The 17,378-nt window shown below is 37.7% G+C and carries 18 protein-coding genes; 12 read left to right on the top strand and 6 right to left on the bottom strand.

Features of this window, described 5'->3' with window-relative positions; genetic code table 11:
* A partial coding sequence (locus tag SGJ10_09785; GenBank protein ID MDZ4758410.1) for a pseudouridine synthase occupies window positions 1-1,530 on the top strand: 1,530 nt, incomplete at its 5' end.
* An 805-nt stretch (window positions 1,531-2,335) separates the two neighbouring features.
* On the opposite strand, the gene SGJ10_09790 is transcribed toward SGJ10_09785, so the two are convergent.
* The 4 genes from SGJ10_09790 to SGJ10_09805 all read right to left on the bottom strand — a co-directional run bounded on the left by SGJ10_09790 (window position 2,336) and on the right by SGJ10_09805 (window position 5,429).
* On the bottom strand, window positions 2,336-3,493 hold the full coding sequence (locus SGJ10_09790) for a HAMP domain-containing sensor histidine kinase (protein MDZ4758411.1): 1,158 nt from the start codon (window positions 3,491-3,493) through the stop codon (window positions 2,336-2,338).
* Between the two features lie 13 nt (window positions 3,494-3,506).
* Complete coding sequence (locus tag SGJ10_09795) at window positions 3,507-3,863, bottom strand: hypothetical protein (protein MDZ4758412.1); 357 nt, start codon at window positions 3,861-3,863, stop codon at window positions 3,507-3,509.
* Between the two features lie 76 nt (window positions 3,864-3,939).
* A complete protein-coding gene (locus SGJ10_09800; GenBank protein MDZ4758413.1) occupies window positions 3,940-4,668 on the bottom strand; it encodes an ATP-binding cassette domain-containing protein in 729 nt (242 codons plus the stop codon).
* A gap of 17 nt (window positions 4,669-4,685) precedes the next feature.
* Window positions 4,686-5,429, bottom strand: a complete 744-nt coding sequence (locus tag SGJ10_09805) for an ABC transporter permease (GenBank protein ID MDZ4758414.1) — start codon at window positions 5,427-5,429, stop codon at window positions 4,686-4,688.
* 123 nt (window positions 5,430-5,552) lie between these two features.
* Between SGJ10_09805 and SGJ10_09810 the strand changes: the two genes are divergently transcribed.
* From SGJ10_09810 to SGJ10_09835, 6 genes are read left to right on the top strand one after another with little or no spacing between them, the layout of a single operon-like run.
* Window positions 5,553-6,047 (top strand): dihydrofolate reductase, encoded by a 495-nt coding sequence (locus SGJ10_09810; protein ID MDZ4758415.1) that lies wholly within the window; start codon window positions 5,553-5,555, stop codon window positions 6,045-6,047.
* On the top strand, window positions 6,032-6,799 hold the full coding sequence (locus SGJ10_09815) for a type III pantothenate kinase (protein MDZ4758416.1): 768 nt from the start codon (window positions 6,032-6,034) through the stop codon (window positions 6,797-6,799). Before SGJ10_09810 ends, SGJ10_09815 begins: the two co-directional genes overlap by 16 nt.
* A complete protein-coding gene (locus tag SGJ10_09820) occupies window positions 6,780-8,123 on the top strand; it encodes a hypothetical protein (protein ID MDZ4758417.1) in 1,344 nt (447 codons plus the stop codon). The genes SGJ10_09815 and SGJ10_09820 overlap by 20 nt, the downstream gene beginning before the upstream one ends.
* Window positions 8,123-8,671: an LPS export ABC transporter periplasmic protein LptC gene (lptC, locus tag SGJ10_09825; protein ID MDZ4758418.1), complete on the top strand. Its 549-nt coding sequence runs from the start codon at window positions 8,123-8,125 to the stop codon at window positions 8,669-8,671. The genes SGJ10_09820 and lptC overlap by 1 nt, the downstream gene beginning before the upstream one ends.
* Window positions 8,655-8,831, top strand: coding sequence for a hypothetical protein (locus tag SGJ10_09830; protein ID MDZ4758419.1), 177 nt, complete (start codon window positions 8,655-8,657; stop codon window positions 8,829-8,831). The genes lptC and SGJ10_09830 overlap by 17 nt, the downstream gene beginning before the upstream one ends.
* Window positions 8,828-9,478 (top strand): hypothetical protein, encoded by a 651-nt coding sequence (locus SGJ10_09835; GenBank protein MDZ4758420.1) that lies wholly within the window; start codon window positions 8,828-8,830, stop codon window positions 9,476-9,478. The genes SGJ10_09830 and SGJ10_09835 overlap by 4 nt, the downstream gene beginning before the upstream one ends.
* Window positions 9,479-9,539: 61 nt before the next feature.
* Here SGJ10_09835 and SGJ10_09840 read toward each other — a convergent pair whose 3' ends face one another.
* Both SGJ10_09840 and SGJ10_09845 read right to left on the bottom strand, forming a co-directional pair.
* Window positions 9,540-10,403, bottom strand: a complete 864-nt coding sequence (locus SGJ10_09840) for an RNA polymerase sigma factor RpoD/SigA (protein MDZ4758421.1) — start codon at window positions 10,401-10,403, stop codon at window positions 9,540-9,542.
* A 227-nt stretch (window positions 10,404-10,630) separates the two neighbouring features.
* Window positions 10,631-12,502: an ABC transporter transmembrane domain-containing protein gene (locus SGJ10_09845; protein ID MDZ4758422.1), complete on the bottom strand. Its 1,872-nt coding sequence runs from the start codon at window positions 12,500-12,502 to the stop codon at window positions 10,631-10,633.
* A gap of 364 nt (window positions 12,503-12,866) precedes the next feature.
* Here SGJ10_09845 and SGJ10_09850 point away from each other — a divergent pair, with 364 nt between their 5' ends.
* The 5 genes from SGJ10_09850 to SGJ10_09870 all read left to right on the top strand — a co-directional run.
* The gene (locus tag SGJ10_09850) at window positions 12,867-13,328 is read left to right on the top strand and encodes a hypothetical protein (GenBank protein ID MDZ4758423.1); all 462 of its coding nucleotides are present in this window, start codon (window positions 12,867-12,869) and stop codon (window positions 13,326-13,328) included.
* A 48-nt stretch (window positions 13,329-13,376) separates the two neighbouring features.
* Window positions 13,377-14,654, top strand: coding sequence for an FKBP-type peptidyl-prolyl cis-trans isomerase (locus SGJ10_09855; GenBank protein ID MDZ4758424.1), 1,278 nt, complete (start codon window positions 13,377-13,379; stop codon window positions 14,652-14,654).
* 33 nt (window positions 14,655-14,687) lie between these two features.
* Window positions 14,688-15,563: a TraB/GumN family protein gene (locus SGJ10_09860; protein MDZ4758425.1), complete on the top strand. Its 876-nt coding sequence runs from the start codon at window positions 14,688-14,690 to the stop codon at window positions 15,561-15,563.
* A 12-nt stretch (window positions 15,564-15,575) separates the two neighbouring features.
* Entirely contained in the window at window positions 15,576-16,784 is a 1,209-nt protein-coding gene (lhgO, locus tag SGJ10_09865; protein MDZ4758426.1) for an L-2-hydroxyglutarate oxidase, read from the top strand.
* 134 nt (window positions 16,785-16,918) lie between these two features.
* A partial coding sequence (locus SGJ10_09870; GenBank protein MDZ4758427.1) for a TIGR04255 family protein occupies window positions 16,919-17,378 on the top strand: 460 nt, incomplete at its 3' end.

Below are 17,378 nucleotides of genomic sequence, written 5' to 3' on the forward strand. Positions count from 1 at the left end.
AAACGCTCTTATACAAAACGTGAAGACAAGCCAGCATATAATGACCGTGGGCCTGAAAAACGCTCCTATACAAAACGTGAAGACAAGCCAGCATATAATGACCGTGGGCCTGAAAAACGCTCTTATACAAAACGTGAAGACAAGCCAGCATATAATGACCGTGGGCCTGAAAAACGCTCTTATACAAAACGTGAAGACAAACCAGCATATAATGACCGTGGGCCTGAAAAACGCTCTTATACAAAACGTGAGGACAAACCCTCATATAATGACCGTGGCACAGAGAAACGTACTTATACAAAACGTGAGGACAAACCCTCATATAATGACCGTGGCACAGAGAAACGTACTTATACCAAACGTGAGGACAAACCCTCATATAATGACCGTGGCCCTGAAAAGCGTACCTATACCCAACGTGGCCCAGATTACAATGGTGATAGGTCGAGGGCTAATAAAGAAGGAGGAGAAAGTTTTGATAGAAAGCCTGCAAATAATCATGAGTCCGGCAGTTATGAACGTAAACCTAGGAGTTATGATAGTCGTGAAAAAAGCTATGATAAAAAACCAGCAGGCGATACCCGTGAAAAAGGTAGTTACAATCGTACACCTCGCACTGATAGTACAAAAAGCTATGATAGAAAGCCTGCAAGCGATGGTCGTGACACGAAAAGTTATGACCGTAAGCCGAACTCTTATGATAACCGCGAAAAAAGTTATGATAGAAAACCAAGTGCAGAAGGAAGAAGTTACGATAAACCAGCGTATGATAAGCCTGACTATCCTAAAGCTCCTAAAGCTAAGCAGCCCAAGGCTCCTGATGAAGTCCGCTTAAATAGATATTTATCGAACGCGGGTATTGCCAGTCGCAGAGATGCAGATATTTTTATAGCCGCGGGTTTGGTAAAGGTGAATGGCGTCGTAGTAACCGAAATGGGGGTAAAAGTAAAACCAACGGATGAGGTTATATATAATAATGAAAGATTATCAGGCGAGAAAAAAGTATATTTTTTGATGAATAAACCCAAAGATTATATCACTACCAATGAAGATCCGCAAGGTCGAAAAACAGTATTAGATTTGGTCAAGAATTTTTCGAAGGAACGCGTATTCCCAGTTGGCCGCCTCGACCGCAATACCACGGGTGTATTGGTGTTGACCAATGACGGCGATATAGCACAACGCTTAAGCCATCCAAAATTCGGGGTGAAAAAAGTATATAAAGTAGGTTTGGATAAAAATATAACTCCTGCTATTTTAAATCAATTACGCAATGGTATAGTTTTAGAAGACGGCCCTGTGCAGCTTGACGTGGTTGATTTTATGGATCCCACTGATAAGAAAATTGTAGGCGTAGAAATACATAGTGGTCGCAACCGCATAGTGCGTCGTATGTTCGAGAGTTTGGGATTTGAAGTAATAAGATTAGATCGACTTGCATTTGCTGGTCTTGATAAGAAAGGATTGAAGCGTGGAGAAATTCGCCATTTGACGGATAAAGAAGTGAGCCAGTTAAGGGGGTTGAAATAGTTGTTATTCCATGACGCAATGCACAATCCGATTTAAATGAATTAAATAAAGTATTGTCAGTATAAAGATTACTTTTCCGAAATGAAGGAAATAGATAAAATATTGGCACAAGTTGAAGATTGTATAAGCAACAATTATTAAAAACCTGTCGAAACTGAAAAGGTAGAGTTAAAGGCTACACCACCCAATGCGAAAGGTGCTCATTCTCTACTTCAAAGCGTCAGTGCTTTTTTAAATACCAATGGTGGAATTCTTATAATCGGAATAAAAGAGAATAATAATATTCCAAATAAAAATTACGAGTTAAAAGGATACAATGACGAATTTGAAAGTGCCATTAAAGATATAGGGAAACAGTTTACCGATAAAGACAACAACTCAGTTGACGTGAGCGATTGCATCATAGATTTTGAAGTAAAGAGTTTTAGGTCTTTTTATCCAAAAAGGAAAATTGATTGATGAGAATTTTATATCTTATACCAATTCTTAAACTATAATAGTTCTCCGCCTGTGGCGGACTACATCCCGAAAGCCCCGCTTAATCCCGATAATTATCGGGATGCGGGGTGATTAGTCCCTTTCTTTTGGACTATTATATATTGAGTGTCGGTATTATTTCATCAATACAAACTTTGAACGCAAACCGTCTCTTTTTGACAAACGGTAAGCTTTGAAAAAAGAAAGCATTCTTCGTGTAGTTATGAACCTATAATATATTGAGTGTCGGTATTACTACGCACATCAACCAAAAGCTGAACTAGAGCGTATTGCACATCTAGAAGTACTCATAATTCGTAAAGCGGTTTTATGCAATTACTTTTTTCAACATTATCCTAAACGTGGTCCCCTTATTCAGTTCCGATTCTTTTACGAATACTTTACCCCCATGATAACTTTCTATGATTCGTTTGCTAAGGGTAAGCCCTAAACCCCAACCTCTTTTCTTGGTAGTGAAACCGGGGTTAAATACAGATTTTAATTTGTTGCTTGCTATGCCTTTGCCAGTATCTTTTATATCTATTATAATATACTTGTGGTCCTCTTTTATATCAACAAAAATATTCCCCTTGCCATCCATAGCATCAATGGCATTTTTACATATATTCTCAATCACCCAGTCGAACAGCGACACATTTACATATACCATCAAACTTTCATTTACCGTAACTATACTAAAGTTCACTTGTTTCGATACACGTTTTTCTAGATAGTCAACAGCACGTTCGAGAATATCATATATATTTTGCTCGGTAAGTATAGGGGCACTTCCTATTTTGGAGAAACGGTCAACGATAAGTTCCAGCCTTCTCACATCATTGCTTAGTTCTTCCAATATCTCTGTATTATCACTGCCCGGTGCAGCTTCTTTTATATATTCTATCCAAGCCATAATGCTGGAAACTGGTGTGCCCAATTGATGTGCAGTTTCTTTCGCCATGCCCACCCATATCCGATTCTGTTCGCTTTTGCGAGAGGAGTTAAAAGCTAGATAGCTCACAAAAATGAACAACGAAATAATAATGAGTTGCACATAAGGATAGATAGAAAGCAGGTTAAGTATGGTAGACGTTTCATAATATATATAATTCTTCATCCCCTCAAACTCAATCACTATGGGAGTGTGTGTAGCCCTCATGTCTTCCAATTTATCTTTATAATATTCAGGGTCCTTGATTCTTTCAGGATCTAGGTTTACAAAATCTATCAGTTTGCCACTGGCATCGGTATATATAACAGGGATGGTTTCATTGTTTTTTATAATGTCTTTTATAAAGTTAAATGCATCTTGGTTTTCTTCATCAATGGTAAGTTGAAGTTTAAGTGCCTCGGCATATTGCTTTATCTTTTTTGTTTCTTCGCGTTGCAGGGTACGCACCAACTTATTGGTATATACTAAACTCCAAAACCCGAAGGTAATGGCCCCAATGAGCAACAAAATTTTCCACGTGCGTTTGTCTTGCAAAGTATGATATATATTATTGCGGATAGTTTAGTTCTTGCCATTTTTCAATGGTGCGTATCTGGCAATTGCTCAATTTACTAGCTCCCTGTGGCATGGCATTAAAGTTGGGTTGCTGTTTAATACATTTTATCAATTTACCCTGCGTTTGTTGTTTCACCGACGCATAATCGCTAAGTGGTATATAAGGCACACTTTTGCCTACACTGTGGCAAGAGGTGCAAGAGGCATCCATTAGTTTTTTTACTTGCACTGCATAGGTCACCGTGGTGGTATCGCAATCGCTCACTGGTGTATTAATAGGTGTAATAATTTTGTGTTCGCATGCATATATAAATATTACTGCTAGTAAAATTGTATATAGTTTTTTCATCTCGATAAAGTTATTGGTTAATTAATCAGCGACAAATGTAAAAAGGAAATCGGGTAGTGCAAGCTACCTTTTAAATCTAAAAAAGGTAAGCCTTCAAAAAAGTATCCAACTCGGTATTGCCGCTGTGCATTATTTCTTTGTTAGTGCCCTGCCACCACAGCAGTCCTTTATGAATAAAAAAAATGCTGTCGCCCAGATCCATCACGGTTTTCATATCGTGCGAGTTGATAATGGTGGTGATATTAAACTCTTGGGTAATTTCTTGAATAAGCTCGTCAATAACCCTCGATGTTAAGGGGTCGAGGCCCGAATTGGGCTCGTCGCAAAAAAGATATTCGGGGTTCAGGGCAATTGCCCTTGCAATACCTACCCTTTTTTTCATACCACCCGAAAGCTCAGAAGGAAATTTCTTATTGGCATTATCCAAGTGAACACGGTTCAAACAAAAGTTAACACGATCCAATTGCTCACTTTTACTCAATTTAGAAAACATTTTAAGCGGGAATCCTACATTCTCTTCCACACTTAATGAGTCGAACAAAGCCGCACCCTGAAACAACATACCTATTTCGCGTCGTACTTCTTTTTTGGCTTCATAGTCGAGGCTCACAAAATCGCGGTTATCATATAATATCTCACCACTGTCTGCCTGCACAAGTCCTACCAAACATTTCATTAACACTGATTTGCCGCTACCACTCGCACCAATTACCAAGGTGGTTTGGCCTTTCTCGAACAGTGCTGAAATATTTTCGAGCACTAGTTTCCCATTGAAACTTTTATATAGGTTTTTTATTTCTATCATCTTTGTCTATAAAAAAATCAATTTTCAAGAAGCATTTGAGCCAAGATGAAATCGGAAAACAATATACCTACACAACTATATACTACTGCCTTGGTGCTGGAACTACCTACTTCTAATGCTCCGCCACGGGTATAATAACCATGGTAACTAGAAATGGTTGTTATCAAAAAAGCAAAGGTTACGGACTTGATATAAGCAAAGAAAATAGTGAACCCTCTAAAGTCGGCTACAATGCCTTCTGTAAAATCTCGCGGCGTTATTGCACCTCCCGATACTCCTGCCCAGTAACCACCTACAATGCCCAATGCCATAGCAACTATTATTAATAAGGGAATTACAAAAAGGCCTGCAACTATTTTGGGCAATACCAAATAAGAAGAAGCATTTACGCCCATCACATCCAGTGCATCAATTTGTTCGCTCACACTCATATTGCCCAGTTCCGATGCAATATTGGCTCCTACTTTTCCTGCAAGTACAAGGCAAGTAATGGTAGGTGCTAATTCTAAAATCATGGAGTCACGCAAAATGGTGGAGATAATACTGCGGGGCACCAATCCCGATACCAATTGATAGGCAGTTTGCACGGTGGTAACCGCACCCACACTTAATGATATGGCTGCCACAATGCCCAACGAACCCACGCCGATGGCGTTCATTTCGTGCATGGTGCGTTCCCAAAAAACTTTAAAACGCTCAGGTCTGCTGAAGAGTCCCCGCACAAAAAGAGTATACCTGCCTATGGAAGTAAAGATGTTCATATTAAGGGCACGAAATTAGGGCAAATTAACTTTGGAATAAAGGTTTGAAGTATTTAATAATTACTGTCTAATTTGGTATAAATTCTCATTTAACTTTGCAGCCTATTATAAGCACCCAACATTTTGCAAATATCAGCCGTAGTAGTAGTAGATGAGAATGAGGCCATCGGTTATCAGAACAAATTGTTATGTCATTTGCCCAATGATTTGAAAAGGTTCAAGCAGGTTACAACGGGCCACCATATATTAATGGGCCGCAAAACTTTTGAATCCATCGGCAAACCTTTGCCCAATAGAACCAATATGGTATTGAGTACACATCATGAATTAAAAATAAATGGTTGTATAGTTTTTGCAGATATTCAAAAAGCTATAGAATTTGCTAGAGAACGTGGAGAAGCAGAACTGATGTTGATTGGCGGCGGTAAAATATTTGAACTGATGAAAACTCAAATAGACAAAATATATTATACCCGAATTCATCATGAATTTGACTTGGCCGATGCGTATTTCCCCAAATATGATTTGAGCAAATGGAAACTGATTGAGCAGATTGATTGCAAGAAAGATGAGAAAAACCCCTTTGACCATACTTTTGAAACATGGGAGAAAATTTGAAGGCCGCTATAGATATTGGAAATACCCGCATCAAATGTGGGGTGTTTAAAGATAGGCAACTAATGGATGTTCTGGTAAGTGAAGACGAACATGACTTATATAGTTTTTTGCAAGATAAAAAGATTTCTTCTGTTATCATTTCCGATGTTAGCGGTGATGAGAAAACCCATGATTATTTAAAAGAGAGCATTACAGTTATTCAAATGGGACATACACTGAAATTACCCATACAGAATAATTATAAAAGTCCTAAAACGCTTGGTACTGACAGAATAGCAGCCGCAGTTGGTGCTCAACTATTATATAATAATCAAACAATTTTTATAGTTGATGCGGGTACATGCATCAGCACAGGATTTGTGCAAAATAATATATATAAAGGGGGTAGCATTTCGCCCGGTATACAAATGCGTTACAAAGCATTGCACGATTATACAGGCAAACTTCCACTTGTAGAAAATCTACCAGTTGAAAACATAAAACCTATAGGACTTGATACTGAAAATTCTATCCATTCAGGTGTTTTGGCAGGGGCGGTTTATGAAATACAAAGCCGTATTATAGCAATAAGGGAAACTGAAAAAATAACAGAATCACTTACAATTGTAACAACAGGTGGGGATGGGGCGTTTTTGGCAGAACAATTAAAATACAGCAACTTTGCAAATCCAAGTGAACTAGTTTTTGAACCTAACTTGGTGCTGATAGGACTAAATGAAATATTATTATTGAATGAATCGGAAACTACTTAATTTTTTTATTATACTTGTTGTGGGTCACTGCACCTACGCTCAAAACATATCACAATCTCCATATTCCCGTTTCGGTGTAGGTGAATTGCAATCGCAGTGCTTTACTTCGCAAAACGCCATGGGGCAAACTGGCCAAGGGCTGCGGACTACAGCAGGAGTTAACCCATTGAACCCTGCTTCGTATAGTGCTTTTATGTATACTAGTTACGAAGCGGGTGTGATGATAAACAGTGCACAACAAACCAATGCTATATATACTCAAAAGGTGAACAATGCATCAATGGCCTATATGAGTTTGGGGGTGCCTCTTTCTCTCAAACACAAACTGGGAGCCGTAGCTGGGCTAATGCCTTTTTCCTCGGGATCCTATATATTAGACAATACCGTTTCGAAAATAAATAGTACCGTAAGTGTTCGTGACTATGTGAATGGGGAAGGTAATTTGAACCGAGCATTTATGGGTTTCGGAAAAGATTTTTTTAATAAAATTAGCTTGGGTATCAACTTCAATTATATATGGGGAAGTTATAATAATACAGTAGCATCTTTTTATCCGCAAGATTCGGGATATTTTAGTCCTGCGGTAATTAATAGTGCTGGTATAGGAAGCTTTATGCTCGATGCGGGCGTGCAGTTTCACCATGCATATAGGAGGGTGCATGATATAAAAGGAACAGATACTACATTCAAATTCTATTCATTTGTGCTTGGTGCAAGTGGCAATTTGCCTTCGAAACTTCATGGAAGCCAATCATATTTGTATGGCAATACTGTGTTTACTGGCGATCCCGCTCAAATAGGTTTTTGGGACACCATATCATATAATGCCAATCAAAAAGGATATATTACCTTGCCCCTGCAATATAGAGTAGGCATGGCATTTAGTAGGTCTGACAGATGGAATATATATCTAGACTTTGAACAAAGCATGTGGGATAAGTTTGAAAATTTTGGGCGTAAAGAACCTCTCGCCAACAGAACTAAAATAGCCATTGGTTATAGTTGGGTGCCAGACCGCACTGCAAATCTGAAAAAGCATTATCTTAAAAGAATTGAATACCGATTGGGAGCCCGAAAAGAAAAATTATATTATTTAATCAATAATAAACAAATTGAAGAAATGTCATTCAGCGGTGGTGTTAGTTTACCCGTCCTTATTCCCAAAGGTTCTGCTATGCCCAATGAGAGTGCCCGCTTGCATATTTCTTTCGACTATACCCAGCGTGGTGCAAATAGTAATCAATTGGTTTTGGAAAATGTGTGGCGTATTTATTTTGGTATCACCTTTACTGATAAATGGTTCACACAACGTAAAATATATTAATGCGTAACGCCATTTTAAGTATTATAATATTGCACGTATTTGCTTGCTCATCGGGCGACAAAAGCAAGTATTATAAAGAGAAGCCAAACATGCCTGAACAAAGAGGCGAAAACATTACTATGGTTTATACTGATTCGGGCGAGCTGAGGGCAAAAATGCTCTCACCTTTGGTAGAACATTATAATCATAATAAAAGTAATCCCATCACCCTCATGTCGAAAGGTATTTTGGTGTATTTTTATAAACAGGATAAGTCTCACCCCAATAGCAAATTGAAAGCAAACTATGCCACGAGGTTTGAACAAAAGCAAACCGTTGAACTTAAAAATGATATAGAAGTGGTTAACGAAGAAGGCGATACTTTAAATACAGAATATCTTTTATGGGATGAAAAAACCCGCATGATTACCTCCAATGCTTTTGTACGTATCAAAAAAAAGAAAGAAATATTATATGGAGAAGGATTTGAATCGAACGAAGATTTTTCGAAGTATAAAATATTTAAAATAAAAGGAACAATTTACCGCGACCGTGCAGAAATTGAATAATATATTGTGGTGGGCTATTGGTATTACTGCTGTTCCCGTACTTATTTTTGTATTGATTGATGAAGGTTTTATAGCGGGTAAAGTATATATGTTAGTGGCGATAGCGGCATTGGGTTTCACTATGGCGAATAAACACAGAATAAAACTATTTAGAAAATGACGGATATACAATTTCTCGAAAATAATTTGAATGCTTTTGAAAAGCAATTGGGCGAACTGAAAGATATAAAGGTGAAACAACTTCATGTATTGCATGATTTGGAGCAGCTAGAACAAAAATATGAAAAGCAGATTGCTGCAGTAAAAGAATATTTGGGCCAGACAAAAATTGCCAAAGAATTTTTACCTATTGAGGCAGTTGCAGAATTAGTTCCCCTTGCACCAACCCCACCCCAAGTTGAACCTACTATTGAAGAAAGACCCGCAACAGCGTTCGAAGAAATATTGCCAGAACCTAAGGTGATAGTAGAACCTAAGCAGGAAATTAAGGATACTAATATACCTATTGTAAATAAAGAAAACGTCAATGAGAAATTAGCCAAGGTTCGCAAACAATCAACGGTAGAAAAATTAAATCATACAAAAATTGAAGATTTACGTAAATCGCTCAATTTAAATTCGACGATGGCGTTTACGAAAACTTTTTTCGGTGGCGAAAATTCTCAGTTTTCTATTTTTATAGATGCTTTGAACACTTGCGGCTCTTTCGATGCTGCAAATACTATTATACAATCGCAGATTGATGCGAAGAAGAATCCAGAGCTGTATGATGACCTGATTCACTTGGCTCAAAGACGGTGGCAATAAAAAAAAGCCCGGCTTTTTGAGCCAGACTTTCTTAAGTATTATATTCGCTGCCGGCGAATGATTAACCTAAATAGGCTTTCAATATTTTGCTTTTAGATGATTTGCGTAAACGACGCAAAGCTTTCTCTTTAATTTGACGCACACGTTCACGGGTCAAACCTATTTTGTCTGATATATCTTCTAATGTATGGGCTACGTTACCATCCAAACCATAATAGTATTTAAGAATATCCTTTTCTTTATCACTTAAGGTTGAGATTACACGATTGATTTCGCGTTGTAATGATTCATTAATCAAACCATTGTCGGGATCAGGCTCATCGTTTTGGTCGAGCACACCTAATAAAGTATTGTCCTCACCTTCGGTAAGCGGAGCATCAATAGATAAATGGCGACCATTGCTACGCATGGCATTTTCAACTTCTATCAATGGTATTTCGAGCATTTCAGCAATTTCTTCGGCTGTAGGCTCACGTTCAAATTTTTGCTCAAGTGCAGCAGCAGCAATGCCAATACGTCCGATTGAACCAACTTTGTTCAAAGGCAAACGAACGATACGGCTTTGGTCGGCCAATGCTTGTAAAATAGATTGACGAATCCACCACACCGCATAAGAGATAAATTTGAATCCACGTGTTTCGTCAAAACGTTTGGCGGCTTTTATCAAACCCAAGTTACCTTCATTAATAAGATCACCTAAAGTAAGTCCTTGATTTTGATATTGTTTAGAAACTGATACCACAAAACGCAAGTTGGCATTCACCATTTTCTCCAAAGCTACTTGGTCTCCTTCACGGATACGACCTGCCAATTCTACTTCCTCCTGGGCATCAATCATGGGCACTTTACTTATTTCGTTTAAGTACTTATCAAGTGATTTGCTTTCGCGGTTAGTAAACTGTTTGGATATTTTAAGCTGCCTCATGTTGATGTATTATAATTATTAATGTATGTATATCTTCCCTAAAAAAGTCTGCAAATTTAATCAATTTTTTCTTCAATACAATAGCCTATTTTAAATAGGCTGAATATTATGCGTATAGGATTAGGAAACTTTTTTTTGGATGATTTAGGTACTGCTAAAATCATGCCTGTTGTCAATAAAAATATTATATATAATAAATGTAGAAACATTGGCTGATACATATGTCCTTACTCAAACTGAATGTCATATAGATTTCTATAGAGTCCACCCTCCTGAGCATATAGTTCGTTATGCGTGCCTTGCTGGGCAACGGTTCCCTTATCTATCACTACAATTTGGTGAGCATTGCGGATAGTACTAAGTCTGTGAGCTATTACAAAGGAAGTTCGTCCCTGCATCAACAAGTCTAATGCTTCTTGCACTACTTGTTCGCTTTCGCTATCGAGGCTACTGGTAGCTTCGTCTAAAATAAGTATTGCTGGATTTTTTAGAATTGCCCTGGCAATTGCAACACGTTGCCGTTGCCCACCCGACAATTGCACACCACGTTCGCCAACAATAGTATTATATCCTTCGGGAAATTGGGTAATAAAATTATGGGCATTTGCTTTTTTTGCAGCTTCCTCCACTTCGTCTTTTGTGGCAGTGGGGCGACCATATAATATATTCTCCCCTATGGTACCGCCAAATAATATAACATCCTGTGGCACCAAGGCCATCTGGCTACGCAAATAAGTGAGCGGGTAATCAGTGCTTGGTTTTCCATCAATTAATATATGTCCACTTTGAGCATTATAAAATCCCAATAATAAATTTGTAACGGTCGATTTGCCTGTACCGCTTGGACCTACAATCGCAATTTGTTGACCTTGCTCTGCGGCAAAAGATATATTGTTTAATACATTCAAATCGGGGCGACTGGGGTAATTGAAAGATATATTTTGAATTGCTACATCGCCACGAAGCCTTGGCTGGTCTTCAATTATTAATTCAGTATCAATGGTCTCTCCTTTCTCACGCAGAATTTCGCGAACACGCTGTGTTGCCCCAATGGTTTTTTGCAATTGACTAAACATATCGGCAAAGCCTGCCATAGTGCCTCCCACAAAACTGGTGAGCACAACAAATTTCACCAAATCACCCACTGATATATCGCCTGCTTGAACTAAGCCGACACCATACCAAACAACAAATCCAATGGCACCAAATACTGAGAAAATAAGTCCTGAAATAAATAATCCCCTAAAGAATGCATTTTGTATAGTTGTCTTCACCACCAAATCCATATTTTTACCGTAGCGGCGGCCTTCATAACCTTCATTCGTAAATGCCTTTACAATACTAATGGCTTGAAATGCTTCGTGCACAATGGTTCCCGTGTCGGCAAGTTGGTCTTGGGCTTCCTTCGATTTTTTGCGGATTCGCACTCCAAACACAACAGCTAAAACTGCTATTACAGGAACCACTGCCAGCATCACCAAAGCCATTTGTGGCGATATATAAAATATAAGCCAAAGGCCGGCAACCAATGTTATAATACCTCTCAGAAATTCAGCTAACATTGATGATATAGCATCCTGAATCTGACTAAGGTCAGCCGTGATGCGACTGCTTAATTCGCCTACCCTACGTTGACTAAAGAAGTTCATGGGCATAGTCAATATTTTTGAGAAAACCGATTTACGCAAATCGGCCAAAGAACGCTCACCTGCTTGAGTGAGCATATATACCCGCATAAAAGAGAATATCATTTGCAAACCAAGTTGACCAATAATGAGGAATAAAACAGTGGTGCGAGAAATTTCGGTAATACCCAGTAAATTTTTTAAAGCTGCAGTCATTTGCCCGCCTGCTACTGCTGTTCCTGCTTGGTGCTTCGGGTCAACTACATCTATCATTAATCCCAATAAAAAAGGGAAAAGCAAGGTTGATAATGCAGAGAGACCTATAAATAAAAGCCCTAGCCAAAAATAGACACGATAGGGTTTTACATAATCGAATACCATGAGCGATTGCCTAAGCGATTCTCGGGTAATTTTTGCTTTCGGCATTTCTTCTTCTTTGCCGTTGGTATTGGTACGTCCTCGTTTTGAAGCCATAGGTTTATTTTCTATTTTACCCCGCCGCGGCGGGATTATTTTATATTTTTTGTCACACTGTCCCGATAGGTATCGGGCTTGTCGAAGTGTTATATTTTTTACATTAGTCAGTCTGGTTTCTGTCAGTCTGAGTTAATCGAAGACAACTCAGATTCACAAATCATTTTTGATGCTGTGCGAAAATATGCATGATGCGTGGCCTTTGCGGAATAAAAATTTTGAAACGTGAAAAATCCCCCCTTAGGCAAATATATAATACCAATATTGTGATTAGTGGAGGCAAGATTTTTTAGTCTAATTTTGAGCCCTCTTTAAAAAAACATCATCACAATAAAAAACAAATTATCCCGTTATAAATAGCATCATGAAAAAAATACTGTATCTCACCTTGGCCATCATAACCATCAATGCTTGTAAAAACGGGAATGACCCCAAAATTATTGGCGATGCAAAATTTTATATTAAGAAAAATGGGCCCAAACCTGTGTATGGAGATAATATTAAAATGGCCTACAAAATGTTTTACATAATGCCCGATGGCACAGAGAAAAAGTTATTCAGGAGTAACGATTCTTTGGATCAAACTATCCTTCTTGAAAGGGATTTTGTTGGTGGCCCCAATGAGTGTGTATTACAAATGAGTGTGGGCGACAGTGCTGAATTTAAAGTGAGTGCCGATTCTGTTTTTAAAATTAACAATATGGATTTCCCAGATTTTATGAAAAAAGGCGACAAAATAAAATTGGTAGTGAAACTGAAAGATGTTTTTCCTCATGGAGGAGGGGACGTAAAAATTCAGCTCGACCCGACTATAAAAGCCAATTAATAATTGATTGGTCTTATCTTTGCAGGCTAAAAATAAAAAAACAAAGTAATGCAAAGAATAGCCCTCATTTTTTTATCAATTATCCTAAACAGTTTCTTTTTATTGGGTCAAAATAAGACCAACACAAAAGCAAAAGTTGCTGCGAAGCCAACCTCAATTAATCAAAAAACCACAATCAAGAAACCCATGTACGACACCATTAATGCTCCGGGAGGACTTCAAATTATTATCACGCAGAAAAACAAAAACCCAAAAGCCGAAGAAGGTGACCAAGTAAAGGTACACTATATAGGCAAACTTACCAATGGCACCGTTTTCGACGAATCAGTGGGAAGAGGGCAGCCGTTTGAATTTATTTTGGGATCGCACATGGTAATAGAAGGTTGGGATCAAGGTATTAAATATTTGGGCAAAGGTGAAAAAGCCACTTTAATAATTCCTGCCGCAATGGGCTATGGCGAAAATGGACAAGGACCGATACCCGGAAATTCTATATTAATATTCGATGTGGAATTGGTAGATGTTGTTAAACCAATTCCTATAAGTTTGGAAGGGAAAGAAGTATTAACTACTGCAAGTGGGATTAAATACTATTATCTACAAAAAGGCAATGGCCGCAAAACAAAAAAGGGTGATAATGTGAGTGTACATTATACAGGCAAATTAATGAAAGGCAAAAAGTTCGACAGTTCGCTTGATAGAGGTGAACCATTCACAGTAGCGTTGGGACAAGGTCGTGTGATACAAGGTTGGGAAGAAGCATTGGCATTGATGAACGTGGGCGACAAAGCAGCGTTTGTAATACCGCCTGCATTGGCTTATGGAACTCGTGAAGTGGGAGGTGGTATTATACCACCGAATTCCACTTTGTATTTTGAAATAGAAGTATTGGATGCTCAAGAAGAAGGAACAGAGACAATAGTGCCCGGTGAGCAACCCACATTTGGGAAATGCCAGTCACATCCTTTGGATGTAGCAGGACAAAAAATTGAAACTACGGCATCAGGACTTCAATATATTATAGTAAAGAAAAGTGGTAGTGGTAAAAAACCTGCTGCAGGACAAACAGTATTTGTACATTATACAGGCAGCTTGGCAAATGGTAAAAAATTTGATAGCTCAGTCGATCGCGGTGAACCTCTTCCCTTCCCTTTGGGTCAAGGCCGTGTTATAAAAGGTTGGGATGAGGGAATTGCTTTAATGGAAGTAGGAGATTGTATTCGTTTGATCATTCCCCCAAATTTGGGATACGGTGCAGCAGATAAAGGGACTATACCTCCAAACTCAACCCTAATTTTTGATTGTGAGTTGATGGGAATACAATAATATTTTTCATTTTAGTAATATAATATAACAGATTTGAAGTATACCAAAACACTTCCATTTTTTCTGTTATTATTATATAATATATGCAGTGGACAAACCATGCAGAAAAGCTTGCTGTGGAAGGTGAGCGGTAATGGTATTAAAAGTGATTGTTATATATTCGGTACGTTTCATTTGGGTGTGAAACCCAATGATAAAACATTGGCTCAATACGATTCACTTATAAATCTTTGCGAAGCATTTTATGGTGAAATGAATTTTGATTCAGTGAACCAAAAAAATATTTTGAAACATGCTTTTTTAAAGGGGCGTGATTTGGAAAGTTGTTTCAAACCCGAGGATTACCAATGGGCTTCAAAGTATTTGTTAGATAGTTTGGATATTGATATTTCTGATTATAAAAAATTCAAACCGGCATTTATTCAAACCATGTTAGCTGCTATGGAACTCATGAAATCGAAGAATGTTGATGATAAAAGTTTTTCCATCGACCAAAAATTATTTTCTTTGGCAAAAGCAAACCATAAAATTTTGCGTGGCTTAGAAACCGATGAGATGCAAGCAGCTATGTTATTTGATGAAACACCTGTGGAGAAGCAGGCTACAAATTTTATAGAGGGGTTGAAAAAAGAAGCGGATGATACAGGGATGATGAATAAATTGCTCATGTATTATAAAGCGGGTGATTTGGAAAACTTAAACAAACTTGCCAATGAGCCAGGGGCAGGAATAGATATGGATATACTTCTTGATAGACGCAACAAAAAATGGGTCGAAATTTTTGTCGACCAAGCCTCTAAGCAAAGTATGTTTATAGCAGTTGGTGCTTTGCACTTGCCGGGTAATATGGGCTTGCTAAACCTTTTGACCAAAAGAGGATATAGGGTTACGGCAGTTATATTAAAATAACTATATAACTACATGAAATATGATATTATAATAATAGGCGGGGGAATAGTTGGATTGGCCACAGGATATCATATTATAAAAAAGAATCCTAGATTAAAAATCGCCATATTAGAAAAAGAGCATGAAGTAGCTTGCCACCAAACGGGGCATAATAGTGGAGTAATACATAGTGGAATCTATTACAAACATGGAAGTAGTAAAGCCATCAATTGTTTGCGAGGTTATGACATGCTTATCGAGTTTGCAAAGCAGTATGATATACCTTATGAACTCTGCGGAAAAATTATCGTAGCCACCAATGAAAAGGAATTACCTGCATTGGAAAATATATATAATAGAGGTATTGAAAATGGATTGAACGGACTGCTCAAAATTACCGAAGAGGAAATTAAGAAATACGAACCCCATTGTGCAGGAATAGCTGGTATTGTAGTACCTCAGACAGGTATCATCAATTACAAAACTGTATCATTGAAGTATGCCGAACTGTATGTAGAGTTGGGCGGTGAAATACATTATAACGAAAAAGTAATTGATATTATAGAGAAAGATTATAATATTATACAAACAGAGAAAAAGGAATTCGAAACAAAATATATAATAAATTGTGCAGGGATTTTTAGCGACCAAATAGCTGCATTAAGTGAAGTGAAATTAGATGTTCGTATCATACCTTTTCGTGGAGAGTATTATATACTTTCTCCTGAAAGGCAATACTTGGTGAAGAATTTAATATATCCTGTTCCCGATCCCAACTTCCCATTTTTAGGAGTTCATTTCACCCGTATGATTGGCGGCGGTATTGAGGCTGGACCCAATGCAGTATTTGCATTTGGAAAAGAAGCTTATAAAAAAACAGATTTTAATTTGAGCGAATTATGGCATTCACTATCATGGCCAGGCTTTAGAAAAGTAGCGATGAAATATTGGAAAACTGGACTTGGAGAATTTTATCGTTCTTTTTCAAAATCTGCATTTACAAAAGCTTTGCAAAGATTAATTCCTGAAGTGCAAAAAGATGATTTGATTCCCGGAGGTTCAGGAATTCGTGCACAAGCCTGCAGTCGTGATGGGCAGTTGCTCGACGATTTTTCTATAGTGGATAAAGGAACTATCATCCATGTACTCAATGCACCATCTCCAGCAGCAACCTCAAGCTTGTCTATTGGGCTTACTATTGCGGAGATGGTGGGAGAGCGGGCTGTAGCTGCGGTAAAGTAAGCAAGTGTTTAAATTTGACAGGATAAATAAGAAAAAATGCATATCTTTGAAAAGATTTTATAAAATTTGTAATTATTTTTAATTTTTATGTTTTTTGTAAAGCGATTAAGCACTTTATTTGCAATAAGTAAAATATGAGTAAACTGCCAAATGCACCATTAGTTGAGGTCATCTTTGAATTGAGATGGAAAGTTGATAAGAACGACGAACTAGTAAAATGTCAGTATCTTCACGGGGATTTGTTTGCAAAAGTCAAAGAAACTTACACATATAGAGAGGCATTAATAGCATCTGATATGCCATTAGAATTTTGTCGCAACTTGCCAACTCATAGATTTAGAGTTGCAAAAGATGAGTATCCACTGATACAAATTGGTCCAGGTGTAATGACTGTTAATACTATTGATTCAAAATATATTTGGGAAGATTATGAAACTCAAATAATAAATACAACAAAGAATCTTATAGATGATGTATATAAATTTAGACCAGAACAGAACATAACTCTCATTTTGCAATATTTTGATATATTAGAGTTTTCGTTTTCTGAAGAAGATGTCTACAGTTTTTTATCAGATAATTTAAATATTAGTA

It is taken from the genome of Bacteroidota bacterium (genome assembly GCA_034439655.1).
Classification (GTDB): domain Bacteria; phylum Bacteroidota; class Bacteroidia; order UKL13-3; family UKL13-3; genus CANJUD01.